Raw genomic sequence first — 23,051 nt, 5'->3', positions numbered from 1 at the left:
GCAGTGTCACGTTAGCTGTGACGTCAACTGTCACGTCCAACGTGTCACACCGCCGGGGGATTCCCCGCGCGGCCCCGTCGATGGTGACATGCCCGTTCCTCGCCGGTCACACCCTTTTACCGGGCGCTCCCGTCCGCGGCGGCCTTGCCGGAGGCCACCGTGCCGGAGCCCGCCGTGCCGGAGGCGGCCTTGCCGCTCCACTCCGGGTGCCCCGGCATCGGCGGGGTCGTGGCCCCGTAGAGCCAGGGCTCCAGGAAGACCGTGAGGTCGCGGCCCGCCTCCTGCGAGGCCAGGCGTACGAAGTCGGCCGTCCCGGCGATCCCGTCCCGGTTCTCCGCGACCCAGCGCCGCTCGATCTTCTCGAAGGCCTCGGTGCCGATCTCCTGCCGCAGGGCGTAGAGGATCAGTGCGGACCCGTCGTAGACCACCGGCCGGAACAGCCCGATCTTCTCGCCCGGTGCGGCGGCCTTCGGAGCGGCCGGTGGGCCGCCCGCCGCCCGCCACTGGTCGGATCGCTGGTACGCCTCGCGCATGCGCCGCTCCAGGGAGTACTTGCCGAGCCCGTCCGCGTACAGGGCCTCGTACCAGGTGGCGTGTCCCTCGTTGAGCCACAGGTCGGACCAGGTCCGCGGGGTGACGCTGTCGCCGAACCACTGGTGGGCGAGCTCGTGGACCATCACGGACTCGACGTACCAGTCGGGGTAGCCCTCGCCCGCGAACAGGGCGCTCTCGAAGAGCGAGAGGGTCTGCGTCTCCAGCTCGAATCCGGTCGTGGCCCGCGCGATCAGCACCCCGTAGTTCTCGAAGGGGTAGCGGCCGACCCGCTCCTCCATCCACGCGATGTGGCCCGCGGTCTTCTTCAGCCAGGGATCCAGCCGCTCCCTGTCCTGAGCGGGCACCACGTCGCGCAGCGGCAGACCGTGCGGTCCGGTGCCGTGCACGACCGCGGAGCGGCCCACCGAGACCTGGGCCAGCTCGGTGGCCATCGGGTGCCGGGTGCGGTACGTCCAGGTCGTCGTGGGGCCGAGGCGCACGGCGGGGGCCACCGACTCCCCGTTGGCGACGGCCGTGAGACCGGCCGGGGCCGTGATCCGGAAGGTGAAGAACGCCTTGTCGGCGGGGTGGTCGTTGCAGGGGAAGACGCGGTGCGCGGCGTCGGCCTGGTTGGCCATGGCCAGGCCGTCCTCCGTGGGCACCCAGCCGCCGTCGCCGCGGCCGCGCGGATCGCTGGTGTGCCGGATGGTGATGTGCAGCGGCATGTTGTCCGCCACCGGGCGCGCGGGCGTGAGCACCAGGTCCTCGGCCACGCTCTCGAACCGCGCCGGCTCCCCGTTGACCTCGGCGGACGCCACCTTGCCGTGGGTGAAGTCCAGATTGATGCGCTCCAGCCGCTCCAGGGCGCGGGCGTCGATGACGGTGACCGCGTCGAGCGGGTTCAGGTTGTCCTTGTAGTCGAAGGACAGGTCGTACGAGAGCACGTCGTACCCGGGGTTCCCGAGCTCCGGGAAGAGCCGGTCGCCGATGCCCAGCGGCGTCGGTGGGGGCAGGACGGCGGCGACGAGGGTGAGCGAGGCCGCGGCGAGCAGGGTGGCGCGCAGGCGCGGGGAGGAGAGCTGCATCCACCACCGCTTACCAGCGCCCGCCACACGGCCGCGTACGGCGCGCGACGGGTCCACCCGAACGGGGCCTTCCGGAGCCGTTCCGGCCTACGTCCGCACACCCGGCCACGTCGGCACCGGGCCCTGTCTGCACGCGCCCGGCGTCTGCGTCCGGCACGCATATGAGCCCGCGTGTGAACCCGCGTGTGAGCCCGCGTGTGAACCCGGCCCGCGTCTGGTCCCGTGTCTGGGCCCGGCCCGCTTCTACACCCGGCTGACGTCGTACACGCCCGGCACGTCCCGCATCGCCCGCATCAGCGCGGGCAGCCCTGCCGCGTCGGGCAGCTGCAGGGTGTAGCTGTGCCGGACCCGCTGCTCGACCGGCGGCTCCACGGTCGCGGAGACCACTTCGACCCCCTCGCGGGCGATGGCCTCGGTCAGATCGGCCAGCAGGTGCGGGCGGCCGAACGATTCAGCGCGCAGGGTGACCCGGCAGTCCGCCGTCGCCCGCCAGTGCACGGCGACGGAGGTGCGCCCCACGGCGCGCATCTGCGCCACCGCCGCGCAGTGGATGCGGTGCACGGTGACGGCCCCGCCGCGGACCAGGAACCCGGCGACGGCGTCCGGTGGCACCGGGGTGCAGCACCCGGCCAGCCGCACGGTGGCGTCCGGCAGGTCGGCGACGGCGTTGGCCCCGCCGCCGCGGGCCCCGACCACCGAGAGCGGTGCCCGGGCGGCCGAGGTGGTGGCCATGGCGCGGTCGGGATGGGATTCGAGCCAGCTGCTGATGGCGATCCGGGCGGCAGGGGTCCGCGCGTGGTCCAGCCACTCGGCGGCGGGTCCGGAGGAGGCGTCCTGCGCGAGCAGCAGCTGGACGGTGTCCCCGTCGGACAGTACGGAGGACAGCGAGGTGAGGCGCCCGTTGACGCGGGCGCCGATACAGCCGTGGGCCGCCCCGCCGTGCTGCGCGTAGGCGGCGTCGATACAGCTGGCCCCGGCCGGCAGGCCCAGCGTGCCCCCGTCGGCCCGGAACACGGTGATCTCCCGGTCCTGGGCCAGCTCCGCCCGGAGCACGGTCCAGAAGGTGTCGGGGTCGGGCGCGGACTGCTGCCAGTCGAGCAGTCGGGACAGCCAGCCGGGCCGCGTGGGGTCCACGCGCTCCTCGTCCGGGTCGGCGGCGGCATCGGGCGTCGCGGTGGCGTACGGATTGCCGAGGGCGACCACGCCGGCCTCGGCAACGCGGTGCATCTGCCGGGTCCGCACGATGACCTCGGCCACGTAGCCCTCGGGGGTGGCGAAGGCGGTGTGCAGCGACTGGTAGAGGTTGAACTTCGGGGTGGCGATGAAGTCCTTGAACTCCGAGACGACCGGGGTGAAGCAGGTGTGCAGCTCGCCGAGCACGGCGTAGCAGTCGGCGTTCTCGCCGACGAGGACGAGGATGCGGCCGAAGTCGGAGCCGCGCAGTTCGCCGCGGGTGCGGGAGATGCGGTGGACGGAGACGAAGTGCCGCGGCCGGACCTCTACTTCGGCGGCGATGCCGGCGTCGCGCAGGACGCCCCGTACGGAGTCGGCGATGGTGGGCAGCGGGTCGCGTTCCCCCGCGTGGGCGGCGATGAGCGCGCGGGTGCTCTCGTACTCCTCGGGGTGCAGGATCGCGAAGACGAGGTCTTCCAGCTCGGTCTTGAGGGCCTGGACGCCGAGCCGTTCGGCCAGCGGGATGAGCACGTCGCGGGTGACCTTGGCGATGCGGGCCTGCTTCTCGGGGCGCATCACGCCCAGCGTGCGCATGTTGTGCAGCCGGTCGGCGAGTTTGATGGACATGACGCGGACGTCGTTGCCGGTGGCGACGAGCATCTTGCGGAAGGTCTCGGGTTCGGCGGCGGCGCCGTAGTCGATCTTCTCCACCTTGGTGACGCCGTCGACGATGAAGCACACCTCGTCACCGAACTCCGCCCGGACCTGGTCGAGGGTCACCTCGGTGTCCTCGACGGTGTCGTGGAGCAGAGAGGCCGTCAAGGTCGTGGTTTCGGCGCCGAGTTCGGCGAGGATCAGGGTGACGGCGAGTGGATGTGTGATGTACGGCTCACCACTTTTTCGCATCTGGCCGCGGTGCGAGGTCTCCGCGAGGAGATAAGCGCGGCGCAGAACGGACAAATCGGCGTCCGGGTGGTGGGCGCGGTGGGCCTCGGCAACGTGGCCGATCGCGTCCGGAAGCCGGTCTCGTGACGTCGGCCCGAGCAGGGCCGCGCGCCCGAGCCGGCGCAGATCGAGCCTGGTCCGACCCCGTCTGCGGAGCTCAGGGCGCGCTTCGGGGTGTGCTTCGGGGTTCGTGGCCTCTGCACTCATGGGCACCTCCGGCGGCTTCGACCGGCGGTGGTGGGCATGGGGTGAGCCCTCAGGGCCGGTGCCTGATGTTACCGACCCCACCACGTGGCGCAGTCCACCTCTCGCTCAGCGTGAAACGGATCACCCGTTAGAGGGAAGCTCTAGCCGAAAGCCGTTTCGGTGAGCCAGGACCCGTCGAACTCCCCAGCAGCCACGATCACGGCCGGTCCGGTCATGTCGATCTGCCCGTCGGGGTGTTCGGTGATGATCAGGGTTCCGCCGGGGAGGTCGACGGTGTACGCGACCGGTTCGCCGGTGACGGCCGGGTCGACGCCGTCGCGGCGGATGGCGGCCACGGCGACGGCGCAGGCGCCGGTGCCGCAGGAGCGGGTCTCGCCGGAGCCGCGCTCGTGGACGCGCATGGCGACGTGCCGGGGGCCGCGGTCGACGACGAACTCGACGTTGACCCCGGCCGGGTAGGCGGACTCCGGGCTGAACGCGGGGGCGGCGAACAGGTTCCCGGCGTGGTCGAGGCTCTCCACGAAGGCCACCGCGTGCGGGTTCCCCATGTTCACGTTCCGCGCGGTCCAGCTCCGGGCGTCGACGCTGACCGTGACCTCGCCGGCGGGCAGCTCGGCGCGGCCCATGGAGACGGTGACGTCGCCCTTCTTGTCGAGGTGCACCCGCTTGACGCCCCCGCGGGTGGCGACGGCGAGGTCGCCGGGCTCGACGTGTCCGGCGTACTGGAGGTAGCGGGCGAAGACGCGCACGCCGTTGCCGCACATCTCGGCGATGGAGCCGTCGCTGTTGCGGTAGTCCATGAACCACTCCGCCTCGTCGGCCAGGTGCGCGGCCTCGGGGTGCGCAGCGGACCGGACGACGTGCAGGACGCCGTCGGCGCCGATCCCGGCGCGCCGGTCGCAGAGCTTCGCGACGGCGGACGCGGGCAGCTCGATGGCGTTGTCCGGGTCCGGGACGATCACGAAGTCGTTCTCGGTGCCGTGGCCCTTGAGGAAGGAGAGGGTGGTCTGCGTCACCGGCCCATCGTACCGAGCCCCAGCTCAGGGGCGTCGCACCGTCCGAAGGGCGGAACCAGACGAAGGGCGGTCAGCGGAGCCGGGCGACCCGGTACACGGCGAGGCCTACGACGGCCAGTGTGACGACGGCGTACAGCGCGGCCATGCGCCAGTCCGGGCGGCGGCCGCTCCCCCGGGCCGGGAGGCCGGGCCACGTGTAGCCGACCCGTCGGGCGGCCATCATTCCCCAGCCTCCGGCGCAGCAGCTGATCAGGAAGCCGAGCATGGCGACGACGGCACCGCCGTCGCCGAACTCGAAGGCGAGCGGGAAGGCGAACATCAGCGAACCGGTGGCGGCCAGCATCGCGATGGGGGCGATCTGCCACAGGCGCAGGCGGCGCTGCGGGCGCAGTTCGACCTCGAACTCGGGTCCGGCGGCGGCTTCCGCCTCGGCGGAGTCCGGGGTGTCCGGGCCGTCCGGGGTCAGTCGCGCCGGGTCGGCGGGCAGCCCGAGCCCTGCGGGCCCGTCCGTATCGTCCGCCCCGTCCAGAAGCATCGGATCCGCTTCCCTCCGGGTATCGTCCCGCCCGGTGTCGCGAGGGCCGGCCTCCATCGCCACGCGCCCTCCCCACTCGGACTCAGTACGCCGCCGTTCATCGCAGGTGATCGCACCTGCTGGAGTTTGATGATGGCACGCCCCCGGCCCCGCAACTGGCGCGTGAGGCGTCCCGATGCCATCACGTGATCAGGCTGTGACCGCTCGTTCGACCAACGACTGCGCGAGTCCGAGGAGTTCCCCCCGGTCGGCGACGGCCCCGCTGAGCCAGTGCACGCGCGGGTCGCGGCGGAACCAGGAGTCCTGGCGGCGGGCGAACCGCTTGGTCGCCCGGACGGTCTCGGCCCGGGCCTCGTCCTCGGTGCACTCACCGGCGAGCGCGGCCAGGACCTGCTGGTAGCCGAGCGCCCTGGAGGCGGTGATTCCGTCGCGCAGCCCGCGGGCCTCCAGTGCGCGGACCTCGTCCACCAGCCCGGCCTCCCACATCCGGTCGACCCGCAGTGCGATCCGCTCGTCGAGCTCCGGGCGGGCCACGTCGACGCCGATCTGCACGGTGTCGTAAACCGAATCGTGGCCGGGCAGGTTGGCCGTGAAGGGGCGCCCCGTGATCTCGATCACTTCGAGCGCGCGGACGATGCGGCGGCCGTTGCTGGGCAGGATGGCCTGCGCGGCGGCCGGGTCGGCGGCGGCGAGCCGGGCGTGCAGGGCGCCGGAGCCTCGGAGCGCGAGCTCCTCCTCCAGTCGGGCCCGCACTTCGGGGTCGGTACCGGGGAACTCCATGACGTCCAGGGCGCCGCGGACGTACAGGCCGGATCCGCCGACGAGGACGGGGGTGCGGCCCTCGGCGAGCAGTTTGTCGATCTCCAACCGGGCCAGCCGCTGGTACTCGGCGACGTTGGCGGTGTCGGTGACGTCCCAGATGTCGAGGAGGTGGTGCGGCACGCCGCCGCGCTCCTCGGTCGTCAGCTTGGCGGTACCGATGTCCATCCCCCGGTACAGCTGCATGGAGTCGGCGTTGACGACTTCGCCGTCGAAGTGGCGGGCCAGGGCGACGCCCAGGTCGGACTTTCCTGCCGCGGTGGGACCTACGACGGCGATGACCCGCGGGGCGGGGGCTGCATTCCTCACCGCCCCAGTCTCGCAGCCCCTGGTCAAGACGCGGCCATGTACCCGATCGAGCGACGTGACGGGGCGGGGTCGGGGTCGTTGCCCTGGCGAGGTTCCGGCCGGACATGCGCCCTGCGTACGCCCGGCGCAGGCCGGTCGGGTCGACACGGAACTTCACTCACACGAGTAACGTTACGGGAGTAGACATGGGCGTTTTTGATCGGTTTTTTCGTCGTAAGGACGTAGCCGTGACCGAGGAGGTCACGGCGGAGGACCTGACGGCGGAGTCCGGCACGGCCGAAGGGGCCGAGCCTGTTGCCGAGAAGTCTCCGGAGGCGGGAGTCGTGGAGATTCCGAAGCAGCAGGCGGCCCCGGTGGCAGCGGACAGCGAGACCGGCGAGGGCGCCCGCACGTAGCGACCGCCAACGGAAGGTGACCCATGGGCCTGCTGGACAATCTGAAGGCCAAGCTCGCTCCGGCGAAGGACAAGGTCGGCGATCTCGCGCTGCAGCACGAGGGCAAGATCGGCGAGAGTCTGGACAAGGTGGCCAAGGCCATGGACTCCAAGACCAAGGGCAAGTACAGCGGCCAGATCACGAGCGGAACGGGCAAGGCGAAGGACGCCCTGGGGAAGATCGCGCACAAGGACGCTCCCGGCGGACCGACGCCGCCGGCCGCTTCCTGACGCGGTCCGGGAAAGGGGCGCGGGACCGGCACGACCGGTCCCGCGCCCCTTCGCCGTTCCAGGAGGAGCCCTACGGCCGCCCCGAACTGCCCCGTCGTCCCCGTCGGCTCCGCGGCCGCCCCGCAGACACGACCGACTGCGACCGACTGCGACCGACTGCGAACAGCTACGACCAGGCGGCGACGAAGTACCCCACGCCGTACGGCGCGTCTTCGTACAGCAGGCGCCCCGCCAGCTCCGCGCCCTCGGCGGCGCCGGCCAGCACCTGCCAGGGGGCCCGTCCTGCGGCCTGGAGCTCGGCCGCGAGCGCGGCATCGATCCCGGCCAGCGCGGCCACGTCGGCGGCGCCCAGCGCGCGGGCGGCCTCCGCGTCGAAGGCCGCGGCGCGCTCGTCGAGGTATCCGGGGGCCTTGAGGGTGCGGCAGGCACTGCCGTCCCCGAGGACCAGCATGGCCACGCGTTCGGCGGAACCGCCCAGGTCCGCGCCGAGGAGGGCGCAGCCGCTCGGGGCGAGGTCCGCGGCGACGGCCACTCCGGCGACCGGGGCTGCCGCCCAGCGGGCCCGGCCGAGGAGCCAGCCGGCCACCGCGAGGGAAGCCGGAAGGGTGGTCCCGGTGGCATGGCCGCTCGGCGGTTCGCCCAGGTCGGGGCCCAGGGTGACGGTCAGGTCCACGCCGAACCCGGCGAAGCCACCGGCGGTGCCCTGGTCGTACGCGCCGCCCTCGGCGGCGGCCCCGACCACGACCAGCAGGTCGGGCCGGGACGCGGCGAGCACCGCCAGCGCGTCGGAGCAGGCGGTGCGGGCGTCGCCGAGTTCGGCGGCGGCCCCCGCGGCGACCTCCGGCACGAGCAGCGGCGGGGCGGGACAGACGGCAGCGGCTACGAGCATGATCCGCAGCCTAGCCGCAGGCGCGGGGCCCCCGTCCCTCAGGAGGAGGTGGGCACCGAGCAGCCGGACGTGACGGCCGGCAGGGGCGCCGGGACGCCGAGCTTCGGGATCCCGAGCATGACGCCCGCCGGCTGGGCCGGGGCGGCGTTGCGCTTCTCCCAGGCGTCGCCGGCGCGCGTCCGGCGCACGGTCAGCGTCGGGCCCTCGGCCAGCAGGTGGTGCGGGGCCGCGTAGGTGATGTCCACGGTGACCACGTCACCGGGGCGGACCTCCGCCTCCGGCTTCGTGAAGTGGACCAGGCGGTTGTCGGGCGCGCGGCCGGAGAGCCGGTGCGTGGCGCCGTCCTTGCGGCCCTCGCCCTCCGCGACCATGACCTCCAGCGTGCGGCCGACCTGCTTCTTGTTCTCGTCCCAGGAGATCTCCTCCTGGAGGGCGACCAGGCGCATGTACCGCTCCTGGACCACCTCCTTGGGGATCTGCCCGTCCATGTCGGCGGCGGGAGTGCCGGGCCGCTTGGAGTACTGGAAGGTGAAGGCGTTCGCGAACCGGGCCTCGCGCACCGCGTGCATCGTCTGCTGGAAGTCCTCCTCCGTCTCACCGGGGAAGCCCACGATGATGTCGGTGGAGATCGCGGCGTGCGGGATCGCGGCGCGGACCTTCTCGATGATGCCGAGGAACCGCTCCTGCCGGTACGAGCGGCGCATCGCCCGCAGGATCGTGTCCGATCCGGACTGCATCGGCATGTGCAGCTGCGGCATCACGTTCGGGGTCTCGGCCATCGCCGCGATCACGTCGTCCGTGAAGTCGCGCGGGTGCGGGGAGGTGAAGCGGACCCGCTCCAGGCCCTCGATCTGGCCGCAGGCGCGCAGCAGCTTGCTGAAGGCCTCGCGGTCGCCCAGGTCCGAGCCGTACGCGTTCACGTTCTGACCGAGCAGGGTGATCTCCGAGACGCCCTCGGCGACCAGGGCCTCCACCTCGGCGAGGATGTCGCCGGGCCGACGGTCCTCCTCCTTGCCGCGCAGGGCCGGGACGATGCAGAAGGTGCAGGTGTTGTTGCAGCCGACGGAGATCGAGACCCAGGCGGCGTAGGCGGACTCGCGGCGGGTCGGGAGCGTGGAGGGGAAGGCCTCCAGCGACTCGGCGATCTCGACCTGCGCCTCCTCCTGGATGCGGGCGCGCTCCAGCAGCACGGGCAGCTTGCCGATGTTGTGCGTACCGAAGACGACGTCGACCCAGGGGGCCCGCTTGACGATCGTGTCGCGGTCCTTCTGCGCGAGGCAGCCGCCGACGGCAATCTGCATGCCGGGGCGCTTCGTCTTCATCGGGGCCAGTCGGCCGAGGTTGCCGTACAGCTTGTTGTCGGCGTTCTCGCGGACCGCGCAGGTGTTGAAGACCACGACGTCGGCGTCGCCGTCGGCGCCTTCGGGCGCCCGGACGTAACCGGCGTCCTCCAACAGACCGGAGAGCCGCTCCGAGTCGTGCACGTTCATCTGGCACCCGTAGGTGCGCACCTCGTAGCTTCGCTTCACGTCCACTGCCTGGCTCCGGTCGCTGCTGGTCATGCAACAAGGGTAGGCGGTACCCGGTGTCCCTCCGGTCCCCCGTTCAGCCGACCCGGGGGAAGGCGCCGGCCGAAGAGGAGGAGCAGCAGGTCCTGGGCTTCCCCGTGCACGGGAGTTCCCTCGCCGTGGGACCAGTCCAGGTCCTGCGCGCACAGCTGGACGCCGGTCAGGTCCGCGCCGAAGAAGCGCAGGGACCGGGGGGTGACCGCGTCGAGGAGGAGCCGCAGCCGGTCCTCGGGGACGCGGCGCGGGTGGCCGAGGGCGACGGTGATGTCGAGGCCGTGGACCACGTCGTGGGCGAGGGCTCCGGTGTGGCCGGCGGCGGGCGGTTTCCAGGGGTGCTCGGCGTTCTCGCGGAGCAGCGCGGCGAGCTCGCGCGCGGTGAAGGCGGCGGCGTCGCGGCGGGCCGTGCGGTCGGTCATCCGGTGCAGGCTGCCGCGGGCGCGCAGGAGTTCGGCGGCGAAGCCGGGGAGGGTGGTGCGGAAGCCAAGGGACAGGTGGGCGGCGACCTCGCGGACGCGCCAGCCGGCGCAGAGGGACGGGGCGTCCCACTGGTCCGCCTGGAGGCCGTCCAGTACGTCGGCCAGCTCGCGGCGTTCGGCGGCGACGGCCGCGGCGATCGTACGGCGGTACGCGGAGGCGGGGGAGGTGGGTCGGCGGGTGGGTCGGGGAGTGGGTCGGGAGGTGGATCGGCTCATGGCTTCAGGGTCGGGGCGGCACCGGCCATAAGTCCAAGAGCAGGTCCTTCTGCAATCTAGAATCCGCGCTTATGGAACTGGCTCAGCTGCGCTATTTCGTGGCCGTGGTGGAAGAGGGCGGCTTCACGCGGGCCGGGGCGCGGCTGCACGTGTCACAGCCCGGGGTGAGCGCACAGGTCGCGCAACTGGAACGCGAGCTCGGGCAGCGGCTGCTCGACCGGTCCGGGCGGCGGGTGACTCCGACGGAGGCGGGCCGGGCGGTGCTCGCGTACGCGCGGGCCGCGCTGGCGGCGGTGGAGGGCGTGCGGCGGACGGCCGAGGAGTTCTCCGGCCTGCTGCGCGGGCGGGTGGCCCTCGGGTTGGTCCCGGGGGCGGCCGGGGCGGTGGTGGACGGGTTCGACGTGGTGGAGGTGCTCGGGGCCTTCCACGACGAGCACCCCGGAGTGGAGATCTCGCTCTCCGAGGACACCTCGGAGCGGATGCTGGCCGCGCTGCTGCGCGGGGAGCTGGACCTGGCGGTGGTCGGCCTCCCGGGGGAACCGCCGCCGGGCGTCTCCTGCCAGGTGGTGCTCGACGAACCCCTGGTCGCGGCGGTGCGGGAGGACGATCCGTTGGTTGTGGCCGCCGTCAACGGCGGGATCCCGCTGGCCGCCCTGCGCGGGCGGGCCCTGATCGGCCTGCCGCGCGGGACCGGGCTGCGCGGGGTGCTGGAGCGGGCGTGCGCGCAGGCGGGCTTCGCGCCGCGGGTGGACTTCGAGGCGGCGGCGCCCGCCGTGCTGGTCCGGTTGGCCGCGCGGGGCCTGGGGGTGGCGGTGGTGCCGTCCGGGGCGGAGTCGGCAGCGGGCCCGCGGGCCGACGTCGACACCGACACCGGCAGCGGCAGCGGCAGCGGCAGCGGCAGCGGCAGGCTGTGCGCGCTGCGGATCACCGAGCCGGAGTTGACCGGGACGGTCGCGCTGGCCTGGCGCGCGGACGGACCGTCCGGGCCGGCCGCCCGGAAGCTGTTGGAAAGGCTCCGCTCGGGAGCCCCCCGACGACCCGCGCCGTGACAGGACGGCGGACGGGTGGCAGGATCGCGGCCATGCCTCTCGTACCGCCCCGGATCAGCAGGCGCCACGCCCTGCGGGTCCTGGTGGCCGTACTCGCCGTGCTCGGGGTCCTGACGTGGTGGCTGAAGCCCTTCGGGGAGCCGGAACTGGAGGGCGAGCTGACCTTCAGCACGGGCGCGCGGACCGGGGTCTACCACCGGTACGGGCAGCTGCTGGAGCAGGCGCTGGGGCGGGACATGCCCGGCGTGGACGTGCAGCTGGAGACCAGCGAGGGCTCGCAGGAGAACCTGAAGCGGCTGGCCACCGGCGAGGCGGACTTCACGGTGGCGACGGCGGACGCGGTCGCCAAGTACCAGCTCGACAAGAAGGCCGGCGCGGACCAGCTGCGCGGGGTCGCACGGCTCTACGACGACTACGTGCAGCTGGTGGTCCCGGCCGACTCCCCGGTGCAGTCGGCCCATGACCTGAGCGGCAAGCGGGTCGCGATCGGCCAGCCGGGTTCCGGCGTGCGGCTGGTCTCGGAGCGGCTGCTGAGGGCGGCGAAGATCGACCCGGTGCTGGACATCACGCCGGTGTCCATCGGCATCGACACCATGCCGGGCGAGCTGGAAGCCGGCCGGATCGACGCGTTCTTCTGGTCCGGCGGCCTGCCCACGAACGCCGTGCACGAACTGTCGGAGCGTTTCCACATTCGGCTCGTGCCCCTCGGTGACCTGATGGAACCGCTCCAGGAGAGCGGCAGCCCGGCACGCTACTACCGGACGGCCGTGATGCCGCAGGACGTCTACCCGCGGGCGCGCAACACCAGCTCGGTGTCGACCCTGGCCGTACCGAACCTGCTGGTGACCACGGCGGGGACCGACCCGCAGCTCACCGAGCAGCTGACGCGGACGGTGATCCTCAGCCGCGACCTCGTCGGGCGCGAGGTGCACGCGGCGCAGCTCGTGGACCTGCGGACGGCGATCTACACCGACCCGCTGGGCCTGCACGAGGGCGCGCGCCGGTACTACCGGTCCGTCAAGCCCTGAGCGTCCTGGGGTTCACGCAGGGGAAGGGGGCGACGGCAGCAGCATGGTCGCCGCCGCGGCGGCGCCGATCAGCCCCGCATGGGTGCCCAGCATCGCCGGCACCACCTGGACGTCCTTGACGAACGAGAGCGTGGCGTAAGCCGCGAGGTGGCTGCGGATCGGGGCGAAGAGGGTGTCGCCGGCCGCGGCCACTCCACCGCCGATGACCGCGATGTCCGTCTCCACGAGGGTCGCGGTGGCCGCGATGGCCGCGGCCAGGGCGCGGCCCGCCCGGTCGAAGGCGGCCAGGGCGATCGGGTCACCCTCGGCGGCGGCAGCGGCCACGCCCGCCGCGGTGGCGTCGGGCCCGCCTCCCGAGCCCTTCACACCGGTCACGCCTGCGCCGGCCCCCGCCGTCCCCGACGGTCTCCAGCCCTGGTCCAGGGCCCAGCGGGCGATCGCCGTACCGGAGGCGATCGACTCGACGCACCCGTGGCCGCCGCACGCGCACGGCTCGCCGTCGAAGGCCACGCTGATGTGGCCGATGTGCCCGGCGTTGCCCGTGGGGCCGGGGTGGAGCTGGTTGTTCAGGATCAAGCCGCCGCCCACGCCCGTGGAGACCACCATGCACAGGGCGTTCGCGTGGCCCCGGGCCGAGCCCAGCCAGTGCTCGGCAGCGGTCATCGCCACCCCGTCGCCGGCCAGCACGGTCGGCAGGTCGGCCCCGCGCGCCGCGAGCTCCGCCACGACCCGCTCCTGGACCGGGAACTCCCGCCAGGCCCCGATGTTGACCGGGCTGACCGTGCCCCGGGAGGTGTCCACCGGACCGGCGCTGCCGATCCCGCAGCGGACCGCCGAAGCCCACAGCGGCGACTCGGAGAGGTCGGCGACGACCTCGGCGACCGCCGCCATGACCCCGTCGGCGTCCGCCCCGCGCGGGGTCGGGCGGCGGGTGGTGGCCGTCATGGTGCCGTCGGGGTGCACCAGCGCACCGGCGATCTTCGTACCGCCGATGTCGATCGCGACCGTCGGTCCAAAGGCCGCTGCGGCGGCCCGCGGTGTGGGGAACGGGACGCTGGGAATGATCACGGTGGCGGCTCCAGGAAGGTTTTCAGGATTAAGTATGCGCCGGTGGCGGCGCCGTGCTCTCGCGAGGCTCCAGCCTCGGACGCTCGCTGATCCGTACCCCGGGCAGGCTGCCCGCGAGGACGGCCAGGAGTTCCTCGGCGGCCAGCCGGCCGAAGCCGGCGGTGTCCCGTACGAGAGCGGTCAGCCGGGGATGGGTGACCCGGCACAGGGCGGAGTCGTCCCAGGCCACGATCGACAGTCGGCCCGGAACGGGGATGCCCAGTTCGGCGGCGACCGCGCTCCCGGCCACGGCCATCACGTCGTTGTCGTAGACGAGCGCCGTGGGCGGATCCGGCTCGGCGAGGACCCGTCGCGTGGCCGCCGCGCCCTCGGCGTCGGAGTAGTCGGTGACGACCGAGCGCACCTGGTCCGGGCCGAGGCCGCGACGCGCGGCCTCGGCCCGCAGGGACTCCATCCGGCGGACCGTGTGGGCGAGGCCGGGGAGCCCGGCGACGTGCACGATCCTGCGGTGGCCCAGCCCGTACAGGTGCTCCAGCACCTGGGCCATGGCGCCGGTGTCGTCGGCCCGGACGGAAGACAGGCTCGCGGGCCGGGCCGCGGAGGGAGCCGGGGCGGGAGCCGGGGCGGGACCTGTCTGGCCCCCGGGGCCAGCGGCCGCGCCGACGTCCGGGAACAGGGCCTCGCCGATGGTGACCGCGGGCAGGGCCAGTCCCGCCAGGAGCGCCGGTCGCGGGTCACTCGTACGCGGGTCGACGACGAGGACCCCGTCGACCCGTCGCTCGGCCCACCAGCGGCGGTAGACCGCGCATTCGGCGTCGATGTCCTCGACGACTTGGAACAGCAGGGCGGTCCGGGCCGCGGAGAGCACCTCCTGGATGCCGGAGACGAGCTGGAGGAAGAAGGACTCGACGCCGAGCGTGTGCGCGGGCCGGGCGAGGACCAGGCCGACGGCTCCGGAGCGTTCGCCGGACAGGGCCCGGGCCGCGCTGTTGGGCTGCCAGCCGAGTTCCTCGGCGACGCGTCGGATCCGGGCCCGGGTGTCGTGCGAGACGCCCGGCCGGTCGTTGAGCGCGAAGGAGACGGCGCTCTCCGACACGCCGGCCTGCCGGGCGATGTCCTTGATCGTGGGTCTGCGGGCCATGGCCTGCCTCATTCGTCCTTCGGGTGCGTCACACGTGGCGGAATACCGACGGCAATGGCCGGACCGTACGCGATCCTGCCCCGACAGGCCGCTTTTATGACGATCCAGTGGTCTCCGGGAGGGGCATCGAGCGGCGACCCCGGCTCGAAGTCCACCTCGACCAAGTCGACCAAGTCGACAATGTCGGTGATGTCGGTCAAGTCCTCTACGGGAAACCGGCGTAGGCCCGTACGGAGCCCTGCGCGCCCGGGGCGGCGGCCACGACCGGATCGGGCGCGTCCACCCACCGCCCGTCCGGGACCCGGTCGTTGGGCACGGTCGCCGTCAGCACGTCCTCGAACTCCCCGGCCGGTTCGGCCCGGTCGGCGGGGCGGGCGCCCCCGTACGGCTCGGGGCAGAACGGGCCCGAAGCGGCGACCGCCCTGACCGAAATCCCGCTGTCCATTTCCACGCACTTCCTTGCAGCCGGTTCGAACTAAAGCGCATTAGTTTCCTCAGGGTCTTCACGCAGAACCCTTGTGTCAACTGGGCTGAAGCGCATAAGTACACGGTCAGGGGCCCTGTTGACTTTCCCCATCCACACCGGCAGGTTGTGGCGCATCCGGTGAATTCCTCCAGAACTCCAGGACGCCCCGTGCACGATGACGCGCTCCGCTTCGGCGCCAACTACACGCCGGCCCGCGGCTGGTTCCACCACTGGCTGGACTTCGACCTCGACGAGGTGCGTGCCGACCTCGACTCGATCGCCGCGCTCGGGTTGGACCACATCCGCGTCTTCCCGCTGTGGCCGGTCTTCCAGCCGAACCGGACGCTGATCCGGCCGCGCGCCGTCGAGCAGCTCGTCGCGCTCGCCGACGCGGCCGCCGAGCGCGGGCTCGACGTCAACGTGGACGGCCTGCAGGGGCACTTGTCGAGCTTCGACTTCCTGCCCGCCTGGACCCGGACCTGGCACCGGCGCAGCATCTTCACCGACCCGGACGTGGTCGCCGGGCAGGAGGAGTACCTGCGCACGCTGGCCGCGGCCCTCGCCGACCGGCCGAACTTCCTGGGCATGACGGTCGGCAACGAGATCAACCAGTTCTCCGGCGCCCCGCACCCCGACCCCGACCGGATCACCCCGGACCAGGCCGCCCGCTGGCTGGAGCGGATGCTCGCCGCCTGCGAGGAGGGCGCACCGGGGCGGCTGCACCTGCACGCCGAGTACGACGCGGCCTGGTACCAGGACGGGCACCCGTTCACCGCGGCCCAAGCGGCCCGGCTGGGCGGGGTCACCGCCGTGCACTCCTGGGTGTTCAACGGCACTGCTCAGCGCCACGGCCGGAGCGGGACGGCGACCGAGCACCATGCCGCGTACCTGATCGAGCTCTCCAAGGCCTGGGCCCTGGACCCGCACCGCCCGGTGTGGCTCCAAGAGGTCGGCGCCCCGGCGCCGCTGATCCCGCCCGAGCACGCGGCGCGGTTCGCCGAGGCCACCGTCGCGAACGCCCTGGACTGCCCGGACCTGTGGGGCGTGACCTGGTGGTGCTCGCACGACGTGTCCCGGCAGCTCGCGGACTTCCCGGAACTGGAGTACGGCCTCGGCCTGCTCACCAACGACCGCCGGGCCAAGCCGGCCGGCGCCGCCGTCTCCCGGATCGCCGCGCGGTGGCGGGGCCGCGCGCACCGCCCCGCCCCGCGGTCCACCGCGCTCGCCGTGGACGTCGGCGGGGCGGTGGAAGCTCCGGGGCGCTCGGTGTGCGCCCCGGGCGGCACGTTCTTCGAAGCCTGGGCCTCGCTCACGGCCCAGGGGATGCGTCCCGCGGTGGTCCTCGCGGAACGTGCCGCCGACCCCGCCCATCTGGCCGCGCGCGGCATCACCGAGGTGCTGCGCGTGCAGGACGTGACCTGACCGACCGATCCCCCGATCCCCCGTTCCCCGTTCCCCTCGTGAGGAGCCCCGCATGCCCGAGACCGACGACGTCGTCGATCCGCGTACGCCGCCCGCCGCGATACGTCCGCCGACCCGGCGCAGGGTGCTGGTCACCGGGGCCGGGGCCGCCGTGCTGCTGGGCCTGGCGGGCCGCGCCCGGGCCGCCGCCGCGCCCGCGCCCTTACCGGTGAGAGCGCCCGCCGCGGCACCGGCACCGGCACCGGTCGACCTGGCCCCGTACGCCTCGTACTGGTTCCCGGACTCCCTCCCGTCGGGGACCCCCGGTCCCGGGATCGTATGGCGCTCGCTCAGCCGGTGGACCCCCGAGAGCGACCCCGACCTGGCCCACAACACCTCGACCGTGCCGCTGGCGGAACGGTTCACCCCGGTCCCGGCGAACCGGGACGCCCGCGCCGGCCAGGCCCGTATCGCCTCCCTGGTCTCCTTCGGGCCCACGGCCGGGAACCCCTCCCAGGGCTCCCCGACCGCCGACCACTACGCGCTCACGCACTGGGCGTACATCGACGAGCTGGTCTTCTGGGGCGGCTCCGCCGGCGAGGGCATCGTGCTCGCGCCGAACGCGCCGGTGGTCGACGCCGCCCACCGCAACGGGGTCCGGGTGCTGGGCAACGTGTTCCTGCCGCCCGTCGCCTACGGCGGCGACCTCCGGTGGACCCGCGACCTGGTGCGGCGGGACTCCCTCGGCCGCTTCCCGATCGCGGACAAGCTCGTCCAGGTGGCGCGGACGTACGGCTTCGACGGCTGGTTCGTGAACGCCGAGACCGACGGCGGGGACAGCGCGCTCGCCACCCGGATGCGGGAGTTCCTGCGCGCCCTGCGTGCGGCCGGCGAGCCCCACGGACTGCGCACCACCTGGTACGACGCCATGAACAACACCGGCCGGGTGGGCTGGCAGGGCGCACTCAACGCGCTCAACCAGGAGTTCTTCGAGGACCGGGCGGGAACGGTCTCGGACACGATGTTCGTGGACTTCCGCTGGACCCCGGACACCCTGGCCGCATCGGGCGCGCTCGCCGACCGTCTCGGCCGGTCCCGCCACGACCTGTGGGCCGCGGTCGACACCGAATCCCGCGGCTGGGACGCGGTCGTCGACTGGGACGCGATCGTCCCGCGCGAGCGGGACCACGTCGTCAGCTACGGCTTCTACCGGCCCGAGTGGACCCGCAACCACCTCACCGACCGCTCCCCCGGCGCCTTCCACCGCGCCGACGACCGGTTCTGGACCGGCGAGTCCCTGGACCCGGCCCGGCCCGCGCCCGGGGTCCGCTGGCGGGCCCCCGCCACGGCCGTCGCCGACCGGTCCACCGTCACCGGGCTCCCCTTCGCCTGCTCCTTCAACACCGGGCACGGGCTGCGCTGGTACGACGGCGGCAGGGTCGTCTCGGACGCGCCCTGGAACCACCTCGGGCTCCAGGACCGGCTCCCCGGCCGCCGCTGGGCGGTGGACACCGCCGGTGCGCGCCCCTCGGTCACCCTGGACTTCGCGAGCGCCTGGCGCGGCGGGTCCAGCCTGCTGGTCGAGGGCGCACTGACCGCCCCCGTGACCATCGGGCTGCACTCCACGCGGCTGCCGCTGACCCGCGGGTCGGTCCTGGAGCTGGTGCACGCCACCGGGCCGGGGCCGGTCGCGGCGGAGATCACGGTGGAGGTCGGGGTGGCCGTCCGCGAGCCGTCCCGCCCCGGCGAGCCGGTCCCGTACACGTGGCTGCCGGCCGCGACCCGGGACGGCGGGCAGGGCTGGCGCACGACGCGGGCCGCTCTGGCGTCACTGGCGGGCAGGACCGCGTACGGCCTCGCGGTACGGATCACCGCGCTCGGAAACGAGCCGGTGGTGTGGCGGATCGGCGCCGTGTCGGTGCGCGACAAGACCCGCGCCCGGCGCCCGGCTCCGCCCACCGCACCGGTCGTGGACGCCTCGTCCCGACAGGACGGCCGGGCCTGGGTGCGCCTGTCCTGGCGGGCGGCGGCCGGTCCCGACAGGCGGCCGCGCCACTACGAGGTGTGGCGGGTCCTGCCCGACGGCACCCGGCGCTTCCTCGGGGGCACCTGCGGCACCGCCCTGTACCTGCCCGCCGTCCCGCGCGCCGGGCGGGAGCGAGCGGCGGTCTTCGAGGTCCGGTCCGTCGACGAGCTGTACGCGGTCTCGGAGGCGGCCCGCACCACCCTCGTCTGGTAGCCGGAAGGGGCCGGGCTCAAGCGCCCCGGGGGTCGGTGCGCGGGACGGCCACCGTCACCCGCAGCCCGTGCGGCGGGTTCTTCTCGTAGGAGAGGGACCCGCCGCCCGCGGCGAGCAGGGCACGGGAGATCGACAGGCCGAGCCCGGAGCCCTTGACGTTCTGGTGGCGGCCGCTGCGCCAGAACCGGTCGCCGACGCGGAGCAGCTCGTCCTCGGTGAGTCCGGGGCCGCGGTCTGCGACGACCACGCGGACGGAGCGCCCCTCGGCGGAGACCGAAACCTCGACCTCCTCGCCCGCGGGGGTGAATTTGAGGGCGTTGTCGATGACCGCGTCGAGCGCACTGGACAGGGCGATGGGGTCGGCCCAGCCGGTGATGGCGCTCCGGCCCGACTCGGTGAGCCGTACGCCCTTCTCTTCGGCGTAGGGGCGCCATGCGGCGACCCGCTCGGCCGCCAGGGCCCCGATGTCGGTGAGGCTGATCTCGGCGGAGGCGTGCTCGGCCAACGCCAGGTCCAGCAGGTCGTCCAGGACCTGGGTCAGGCGCTTGCCCTCGGTGCGCACGGAGGCGATCTCCTCGTTCCCCTCGGGCAGTTCGAGGGCGAGCAACTCGATCCGCAGGAGCAGCGCCGCGAGCGGATTGCGCAGCTGGTGGGAAGCGTCGGCGACGAACGCCCGCTGCTGTTCCAGGACCTCTTCGACGTTGTCGGCCATCTCGTTGAACGAGTGGGCCAGGCGCTGGAGTTCCGGCGGGCCGCCGGCGGCCGCGACGCGCGAGTTCATCCGTCCGGTGGCGATGCCGTGGGCGGCCGCGTCCAGGGTCTGGACGGGCTTGAGCACCCAGCTGGTGAGCTTGAGGGCGGCGCCGAAGGCGACCAGCATGGCGGCGGCGAGCCCGCCCGCGATCAGCAGCCAGCCCTTCAGGATGCGGGCGCGCATCTGGTCGGTCGGTGATTCGGTGGCGACGACCGCGACCACGTCGCCGTCGAGGACGACCGGGGAGATGACGAGCAGTTTGCCGTCGCTCTGCCAGGGCCACACCTGCGGGGGATCGTGGCTGCGCCGGCCGGCCAGCGCCGATGCGAGGGCCCGGCGCCCCTCACGGGATTCCGGGAGCTGCCACCAGCCCGGGGACCGGGCCAGGGCGTTGTCGTTCCGGTAGAAGATGCCGGCGCGGATCCCGTACAGGGTCTGGTAGCGGGCGAGTTCCTGCCCGAGGGTCTCGCGGCGCTCGGCGGCGCCCATGGATCCGGAACCCTCGGCGTCGATGAAGAACTGTGCGAGCGCGGCGAAGCGGGCGCTGTCGTCGATCCGGTCGACCACCACCCGCTGTTGCTGCCCGGCGGCCAGGCTCACGGCGAGCGGGAAGCCGAGGGCGAGCAGCGTGCCCGCCATCAGGATGACGAGCAGCGGGAGCAGACGGGCACGCACGGCAGAGGGCCCCTAGGGAGCGGCCGGGGCGACGAGCCGGTAGCCCACCCCTCGGACGGTCTCGATGAGGGCGGGCATGCGCAGTTTGGAGCGCAGCGATGCGACGTGGACCTCCAGTGTGCGCCCGGTCCCCTCCCAGCTGGTGCGCCACACCTCGCTGATGATCTGCTCGCGGCGGAAGACGACGCCGGGCCGCTGCGCGAGCAGGGCCAGCAGGTCGAACTCCTTGCGGGTGAGGGGCACGTCGGCGCCGTCCACGCTGACCCGGCGGTTGGGCAGCTCGATGCTGACGGGGCCGAGGCGGACCGTGGTGGGCGTACCGGTGCCGGCGGTCTCTTCGGAAGCGCCGGTGCGCCGGGCGACGGCGTGGATGCGCGCGAGGAGCTCGCCGGTGTCGTAGGGCTTGACCACGTAGTCGTCGGCGCCCATGTTCAGGCCGTGGATGCGGGACCGTACGTCGGCCCGCGCGGTCACCATGATCACGGGGGTGGTGGTGCGCTTGCGGATCTTGCCGCACACCTCGTAGCCGTCCTGGTCGGGCAGACCGAGGTCGAGCAGGATCACGCCGAAGGGCTGGGGGCAGGTCGGTGCGCCGGCGGGCAGGAGTGCTTGCAGGGCCTCTTCACCGTTTCGGGCGTGGGTGACCTGGAAGCCGTGGCGGGCGAGGATCGCGGACAGGGCTGCCGCGACGTGATCGTCGTCCTCGACGAGCAGCAGTCTCATGTCGTCCCCCTCTCCTCTTCTCTCGCTCGGGCTTCACCACGCATGGTCACACGCGGGGGCACACGAAGGGCCACCATGCATCCACGCCGATGCGGAGTCCCACGTCAAGGGGGTGCCGCCCCGGCGCGCCTTCCGTTATGCACCCGGTACGCGGACATGATCGACCACACCGGTGCCGCGCACGGAGCGTATCCGGGCGAGGCCGGATCGTTATCCTCAATTCTCCCTCAGATGTGATGACGTTGTGCGCGTCACGTCACTACTGTCCTCCCAACCGAGGAGGACGGAGCAAGAAGCCGATGAGCGGAGTATCAGTGACCAAGGACGTGCAGGACGCGGCCGGTGCCGCAGACGACCTGGTCGTACTGAGCAACGTCAACAAGCACTTCGGCGCGCTGCACGTGCTTCAGGACATCGATCTGAGCATTGCCCGCGGTGAGGTAGTCGTGGTGATCGGTCCCTCGGGATCGGGCAAGTCCACGCTGTGCCGGACCATCAACCGCCTGGAGACCATCGACTCGGGCACCATCACGCTCGACGGCAAGGACCTGCCCTCCGAGGGCAAGGAACTGGCCCGGCTGCGCGCCGACGTCGGCATGGTCTTCCAGTCGTTCAACCTCTTCGCGCACAAGACGGTGCTGCAGAACGTCATGCTGGGCCAGCTCAAGGTCCGCAAGACCGACAAGGCCGCGGCCCACGCGAAGGCGCTGTCCCTGCTGGAGCGGGTGGGCGTCGGCTCTCAGGCCGACAAGTACCCGGCACAGCTCTCCGGTGGCCAGCAGCAGCGCGTGGCCATCGCCCGGGCGCTCGCCATGGAGCCGAAGGTGATGCTCTTCGACGAGCCGACCTCGGCCCTGGACCCGGAAATGATCAACGAGGTGCTGGAGGTCATGCAGCAGCTCGCCCGTGAGGGCATGACGATGGTGGTCGTCACGCACGAGATGGGCTTCGCGCGCTCCGCCGCCAACCGGGTCGTCTTCATGGCCGACGGAAAGATCGTCGAAGAAGCGACTCCCGAGCAGTTCTTCAGCAACCCGCGCAGTGATCGGGCGAAGGACTTCCTGTCGAAGATCCTGCACCACTGAGGTTTCCGTCTGGTAGTCATCCGTATGCGGATCACCACCGGATCGGTTCCTGTCTGCCGTGCGTGCGCCGCAAGCGTCGCTCGTCGTTCAACCACGTCTCATCCGAGGGAAGTTCACCATGAAGATCTCCAAGGCCGCTGCGGCCGCGGCCGTCGCCGTCGCCCTGTCCCTGACCGCGACCGCGTGTGGCGGCAGCAAGCAGGACGCCGCCAGTGACGGCGGTGCCTCCGGTGGCGCCAAGGACAAGATCGTCGTCGGCATCAAGTACGACCAGCCCGGTCTGGGCCTGAAGACCCCGGACGGCAAGTTCACGGGCTTCGACGTCGACGTCGCGACCTACGTCGCCAAGGAGCTCGGCTACGAGCCGAACCAGATCGAGTTCAAGCAGGCCCCCAGCGCCGAGCGCGAGAACCTGATCTCGAACGGTGACGTGAAGTTCGTCGTCGCGACGTACTCGATCAACGACAAGCGCAAGGAGAAGGTCGACTTCGCCGGCCCGTACTTCCTCGCGCACCAGGACCTGCTGGTCCGCGCCGACGACACGAGCATCACCAAGGCCGAGGACCTGAACAAGAAGAAGCTCTGCTCGGTCACCGGCTCCACGTCGGCGCAGAACGTCAAGACCAAGCTGGCCCCCGAGGCCGACCTGCTGGAGCAGGGTGGCTACTCCGAGTGCCTCACCGGCCTGGAGAACAAGGCCGTCGACGCCCTCACCACGGACAACTCGATCCTGGCGGGCTACGCAGCGCAGGAGAAGAACAAGGGCAAGTTCAAGCTGGTCGGGCTGAGCCTGAGCAACGAGAACTACGGCATCGGTCTGAAGAAGGGCGACAAGGAGCTCCAGACCAAGATCAACGCCGCGCTCAAGAAGATGGTCGAGGACGGCAGCTGGCAGAAGGCCGTGGACAAGAACCTCGGCCCGGCCAACTACAAGAACGAGCCTGCCCCGCAGATCACCGAAGGCAGCTGATTCATCGGTGAGGAGC

22 protein-coding genes are annotated in these 23,051 nt (G+C 72.6%); 8 read left to right on the top strand and 14 right to left on the bottom strand.

Features of this window, described 5'->3' with window-relative positions:
- Window positions 1–116: 116 nt before the first annotated feature.
- The 5 genes from OG594_RS32005 to miaA all read right to left on the bottom strand — a co-directional run bounded on the left by OG594_RS32005 (window position 117) and on the right by miaA (window position 6,623).
- Entirely contained in the window at window positions 117–1,619 is a 1,503-nt protein-coding gene (locus OG594_RS32005; RefSeq protein WP_266605663.1) for a M1 family metallopeptidase, read from the bottom strand.
- A gap of 243 nt (window positions 1,620–1,862) precedes the next feature.
- Window positions 1,863–3,944: a bifunctional (p)ppGpp synthetase/guanosine-3',5'-bis(diphosphate) 3'-pyrophosphohydrolase gene (locus tag OG594_RS32000; protein WP_266605661.1), complete on the bottom strand. Its 2,082-nt coding sequence runs from the start codon at window positions 3,942–3,944 to the stop codon at window positions 1,863–1,865.
- Between the two features lie 140 nt (window positions 3,945–4,084).
- Complete coding sequence (gene dapF / locus OG594_RS31995) at window positions 4,085–4,960, bottom strand: diaminopimelate epimerase (RefSeq protein WP_266605659.1); 876 nt, start codon at window positions 4,958–4,960, stop codon at window positions 4,085–4,087.
- Between the two features lie 70 nt (window positions 4,961–5,030).
- Window positions 5,031–5,552, bottom strand: a complete 522-nt coding sequence (locus OG594_RS31990) for a hypothetical protein (RefSeq protein WP_266606660.1) — start codon at window positions 5,550–5,552, stop codon at window positions 5,031–5,033.
- 132 nt (window positions 5,553–5,684) lie between these two features.
- The gene (gene miaA, locus OG594_RS31985; RefSeq protein ID WP_266605657.1) at window positions 5,685–6,623 is read right to left on the bottom strand and encodes a tRNA (adenosine(37)-N6)-dimethylallyltransferase MiaA; all 939 of its coding nucleotides are present in this window, start codon (window positions 6,621–6,623) and stop codon (window positions 5,685–5,687) included.
- Window positions 6,624–6,850: 227 nt separating this feature from the next.
- Between miaA and OG594_RS31980 the strand changes: the two genes are divergently transcribed.
- Together OG594_RS31980 and OG594_RS31975 are read left to right on the top strand one after the other, a co-directional pair.
- Window positions 6,851–7,018, top strand: a complete 168-nt coding sequence (locus OG594_RS31980; protein WP_266605655.1) for a gliding motility protein — start codon at window positions 6,851–6,853, stop codon at window positions 7,016–7,018.
- Between the two features lie 23 nt (window positions 7,019–7,041).
- On the top strand, window positions 7,042–7,287 hold the full coding sequence (locus tag OG594_RS31975) for an antitoxin (RefSeq protein WP_030014183.1): 246 nt from the start codon (window positions 7,042–7,044) through the stop codon (window positions 7,285–7,287).
- Window positions 7,288–7,453: 166 nt separating this feature from the next.
- Here the strand turns inward: OG594_RS31975 and OG594_RS31970 are convergent, their stop codons facing one another.
- The 3 genes from OG594_RS31970 to OG594_RS31960 are packed head-to-tail and all read right to left on the bottom strand — an operon-like array spanning window position 7,454 to window position 10,436.
- Window positions 7,454–8,176, bottom strand: a complete 723-nt coding sequence (locus OG594_RS31970; RefSeq protein WP_266605651.1) for a hypothetical protein — start codon at window positions 8,174–8,176, stop codon at window positions 7,454–7,456.
- Between the two features lie 38 nt (window positions 8,177–8,214).
- Window positions 8,215–9,738, bottom strand: a complete 1,524-nt coding sequence (gene miaB, locus OG594_RS31965; RefSeq protein ID WP_266605649.1) for a tRNA (N6-isopentenyl adenosine(37)-C2)-methylthiotransferase MiaB — start codon at window positions 9,736–9,738, stop codon at window positions 8,215–8,217.
- Window positions 9,735–10,436 carry a maleylpyruvate isomerase family mycothiol-dependent enzyme gene (locus tag OG594_RS31960; RefSeq protein WP_266605647.1) on the bottom strand — a complete coding sequence of 234 codons (702 nt, stop codon included), beginning with the start codon at window positions 10,434–10,436 and terminating at the stop codon, window positions 9,735–9,737. The genes miaB and OG594_RS31960 overlap by 4 nt, the downstream gene beginning before the upstream one ends.
- Before the next feature lie 71 nt (window positions 10,437–10,507).
- On the opposite strand from OG594_RS31960, the gene OG594_RS31955 reads away from it, so the two are divergent.
- Both OG594_RS31955 and OG594_RS31950 read left to right on the top strand, forming a co-directional pair.
- Complete coding sequence (locus tag OG594_RS31955) at window positions 10,508–11,485, top strand: LysR family transcriptional regulator (RefSeq protein ID WP_266605646.1); 978 nt, start codon at window positions 10,508–10,510, stop codon at window positions 11,483–11,485.
- Window positions 11,486–11,517: 32 nt separating this feature from the next.
- Window positions 11,518–12,513: a TAXI family TRAP transporter solute-binding subunit gene (locus OG594_RS31950; protein ID WP_266605644.1), complete on the top strand. Its 996-nt coding sequence runs from the start codon at window positions 11,518–11,520 to the stop codon at window positions 12,511–12,513.
- 12 nt (window positions 12,514–12,525) lie between these two features.
- Here the strand turns inward: OG594_RS31950 and OG594_RS31945 are convergent, their stop codons facing one another.
- From OG594_RS31945 to OG594_RS31930, 4 genes are read right to left on the bottom strand one after another with little or no spacing between them, the layout of a single operon-like run.
- A complete protein-coding gene (locus OG594_RS31945) occupies window positions 12,526–13,575 on the bottom strand; it encodes an ROK family protein (RefSeq protein WP_266606659.1) in 1,050 nt (349 codons plus the stop codon).
- 34 nt (window positions 13,576–13,609) lie between these two features.
- Window positions 13,610–14,722, bottom strand: a complete 1,113-nt coding sequence (locus OG594_RS31940) for a LacI family DNA-binding transcriptional regulator (protein ID WP_266605642.1) — start codon at window positions 14,720–14,722, stop codon at window positions 13,610–13,612.
- A gap of 8 nt (window positions 14,723–14,730) precedes the next feature.
- Window positions 14,731–14,922, bottom strand: a complete 192-nt coding sequence (locus OG594_RS31935; protein ID WP_266605640.1) for a hypothetical protein — start codon at window positions 14,920–14,922, stop codon at window positions 14,731–14,733.
- 5 nt (window positions 14,923–14,927) lie between these two features.
- Complete coding sequence (locus tag OG594_RS31930; RefSeq protein WP_266605638.1) at window positions 14,928–15,167, bottom strand: hypothetical protein; 240 nt, start codon at window positions 15,165–15,167, stop codon at window positions 14,928–14,930.
- 189 nt (window positions 15,168–15,356) lie between these two features.
- On the opposite strand from OG594_RS31930, the gene OG594_RS31925 reads away from it, so the two are divergent.
- The gene (locus OG594_RS31925) at window positions 15,357–16,610 is read left to right on the top strand and encodes a glycosyl hydrolase (protein ID WP_266605636.1); all 1,254 of its coding nucleotides are present in this window, start codon (window positions 15,357–15,359) and stop codon (window positions 16,608–16,610) included.
- Window positions 16,611–16,662: 52 nt separating this feature from the next.
- Window positions 16,663–18,828, top strand: coding sequence for an endo-beta-N-acetylglucosaminidase (locus OG594_RS31920; RefSeq protein WP_266605634.1), 2,166 nt, complete (start codon window positions 16,663–16,665; stop codon window positions 18,826–18,828).
- A 16-nt stretch (window positions 18,829–18,844) separates the two neighbouring features.
- On the opposite strand, the gene OG594_RS31915 is transcribed toward OG594_RS31920, so the two are convergent.
- Window positions 18,845–20,257, bottom strand: coding sequence for a HAMP domain-containing sensor histidine kinase (locus OG594_RS31915; RefSeq protein ID WP_266605632.1), 1,413 nt, complete (start codon window positions 20,255–20,257; stop codon window positions 18,845–18,847).
- Window positions 20,258–20,269: 12 nt separating this feature from the next.
- The gene (locus tag OG594_RS31910; RefSeq protein ID WP_266605630.1) at window positions 20,270–20,980 is read right to left on the bottom strand and encodes a response regulator transcription factor; all 711 of its coding nucleotides are present in this window, start codon (window positions 20,978–20,980) and stop codon (window positions 20,270–20,272) included.
- A gap of 299 nt (window positions 20,981–21,279) precedes the next feature.
- Between OG594_RS31910 and OG594_RS31905 the strand changes: the two genes are divergently transcribed.
- The gene (locus OG594_RS31905) at window positions 21,280–22,065 is read left to right on the top strand and encodes an amino acid ABC transporter ATP-binding protein (protein WP_323185359.1); all 786 of its coding nucleotides are present in this window, start codon (window positions 21,280–21,282) and stop codon (window positions 22,063–22,065) included.
- A 118-nt stretch (window positions 22,066–22,183) separates the two neighbouring features.
- Window positions 22,184–23,035, top strand: coding sequence for a glutamate ABC transporter substrate-binding protein (locus OG594_RS31900; RefSeq protein ID WP_202199416.1), 852 nt, complete (start codon window positions 22,184–22,186; stop codon window positions 23,033–23,035).
- Window positions 23,036–23,051 lie beyond the last annotated feature (16 nt).

Source organism: Streptomyces sp. NBC_01214, from assembly GCF_026340975.1.
Classification (GTDB): Bacteria; Actinomycetota; Actinomycetes; order Streptomycetales; family Streptomycetaceae; genus Streptomyces.
The sequence above is the reverse complement of the archived record's forward strand: the minus strand, read 5'-3'. Positions and strand labels throughout refer to the sequence as shown.

What these genes read in the sequence shown, in the direction of transcription:
- OG594_RS32005 (WP_266605663.1), bottom strand. Translation starts at nt 1,619, where the DNA reads ATGCAGCTCTCCTCCCCGCGCCTGCGCGCCACCCTGCTCGCCGCGGCC.
- OG594_RS32000 (WP_266605661.1), bottom strand. Translation starts at nt 3,944, where the DNA reads ATGAGTGCAGAGGCCACGAACCCCGAAGCACACCCCGAAGCGCGCCCT.
- OG594_RS31990 (WP_266606660.1), bottom strand. Translation starts at nt 5,552, where the DNA reads ATGGAGGCCGGCCCTCGCGACACCGGGCGGGACGATACCCGGAGGGAA.
- OG594_RS31975 (WP_030014183.1), top strand. Translation starts at nt 7,042, where the DNA reads ATGGGCCTGCTGGACAATCTGAAGGCCAAGCTCGCTCCGGCGAAGGAC.
- OG594_RS31970 (WP_266605651.1), bottom strand. Translation starts at nt 8,176, where the DNA reads ATGCTCGTAGCCGCTGCCGTCTGTCCCGCCCCGCCGCTGCTCGTGCCG.
- miaB (WP_266605649.1), bottom strand. Translation starts at nt 9,738, where the DNA reads ATGACCAGCAGCGACCGGAGCCAGGCAGTGGACGTGAAGCGAAGCTAC.
- OG594_RS31960 (WP_266605647.1), bottom strand. Translation starts at nt 10,436, where the DNA reads ATGAGCCGATCCACCTCCCGACCCACTCCCCGACCCACCCGCCGACCC.
- OG594_RS31955 (WP_266605646.1), top strand. Translation starts at nt 10,508, where the DNA reads ATGGAACTGGCTCAGCTGCGCTATTTCGTGGCCGTGGTGGAAGAGGGC.
- OG594_RS31950 (WP_266605644.1), top strand. Translation starts at nt 11,518, where the DNA reads ATGCCTCTCGTACCGCCCCGGATCAGCAGGCGCCACGCCCTGCGGGTC.
- OG594_RS31940 (WP_266605642.1), bottom strand. Translation starts at nt 14,722, where the DNA reads ATGGCCCGCAGACCCACGATCAAGGACATCGCCCGGCAGGCCGGCGTG.
- OG594_RS31930 (WP_266605638.1), bottom strand. Translation starts at nt 15,167, where the DNA reads ATGGACAGCGGGATTTCGGTCAGGGCGGTCGCCGCTTCGGGCCCGTTC.
- OG594_RS31920 (WP_266605634.1), top strand. Translation starts at nt 16,663, where the DNA reads ATGCCCGAGACCGACGACGTCGTCGATCCGCGTACGCCGCCCGCCGCG.
- OG594_RS31910 (WP_266605630.1), bottom strand. Translation starts at nt 20,980, where the DNA reads ATGAGACTGCTGCTCGTCGAGGACGACGATCACGTCGCGGCAGCCCTG.
- OG594_RS31905 (WP_323185359.1), top strand. Translation starts at nt 21,280, where the DNA reads ATGAGCGGAGTATCAGTGACCAAGGACGTGCAGGACGCGGCCGGTGCC.
- OG594_RS31900 (WP_202199416.1), top strand. Translation starts at nt 22,184, where the DNA reads ATGAAGATCTCCAAGGCCGCTGCGGCCGCGGCCGTCGCCGTCGCCCTG.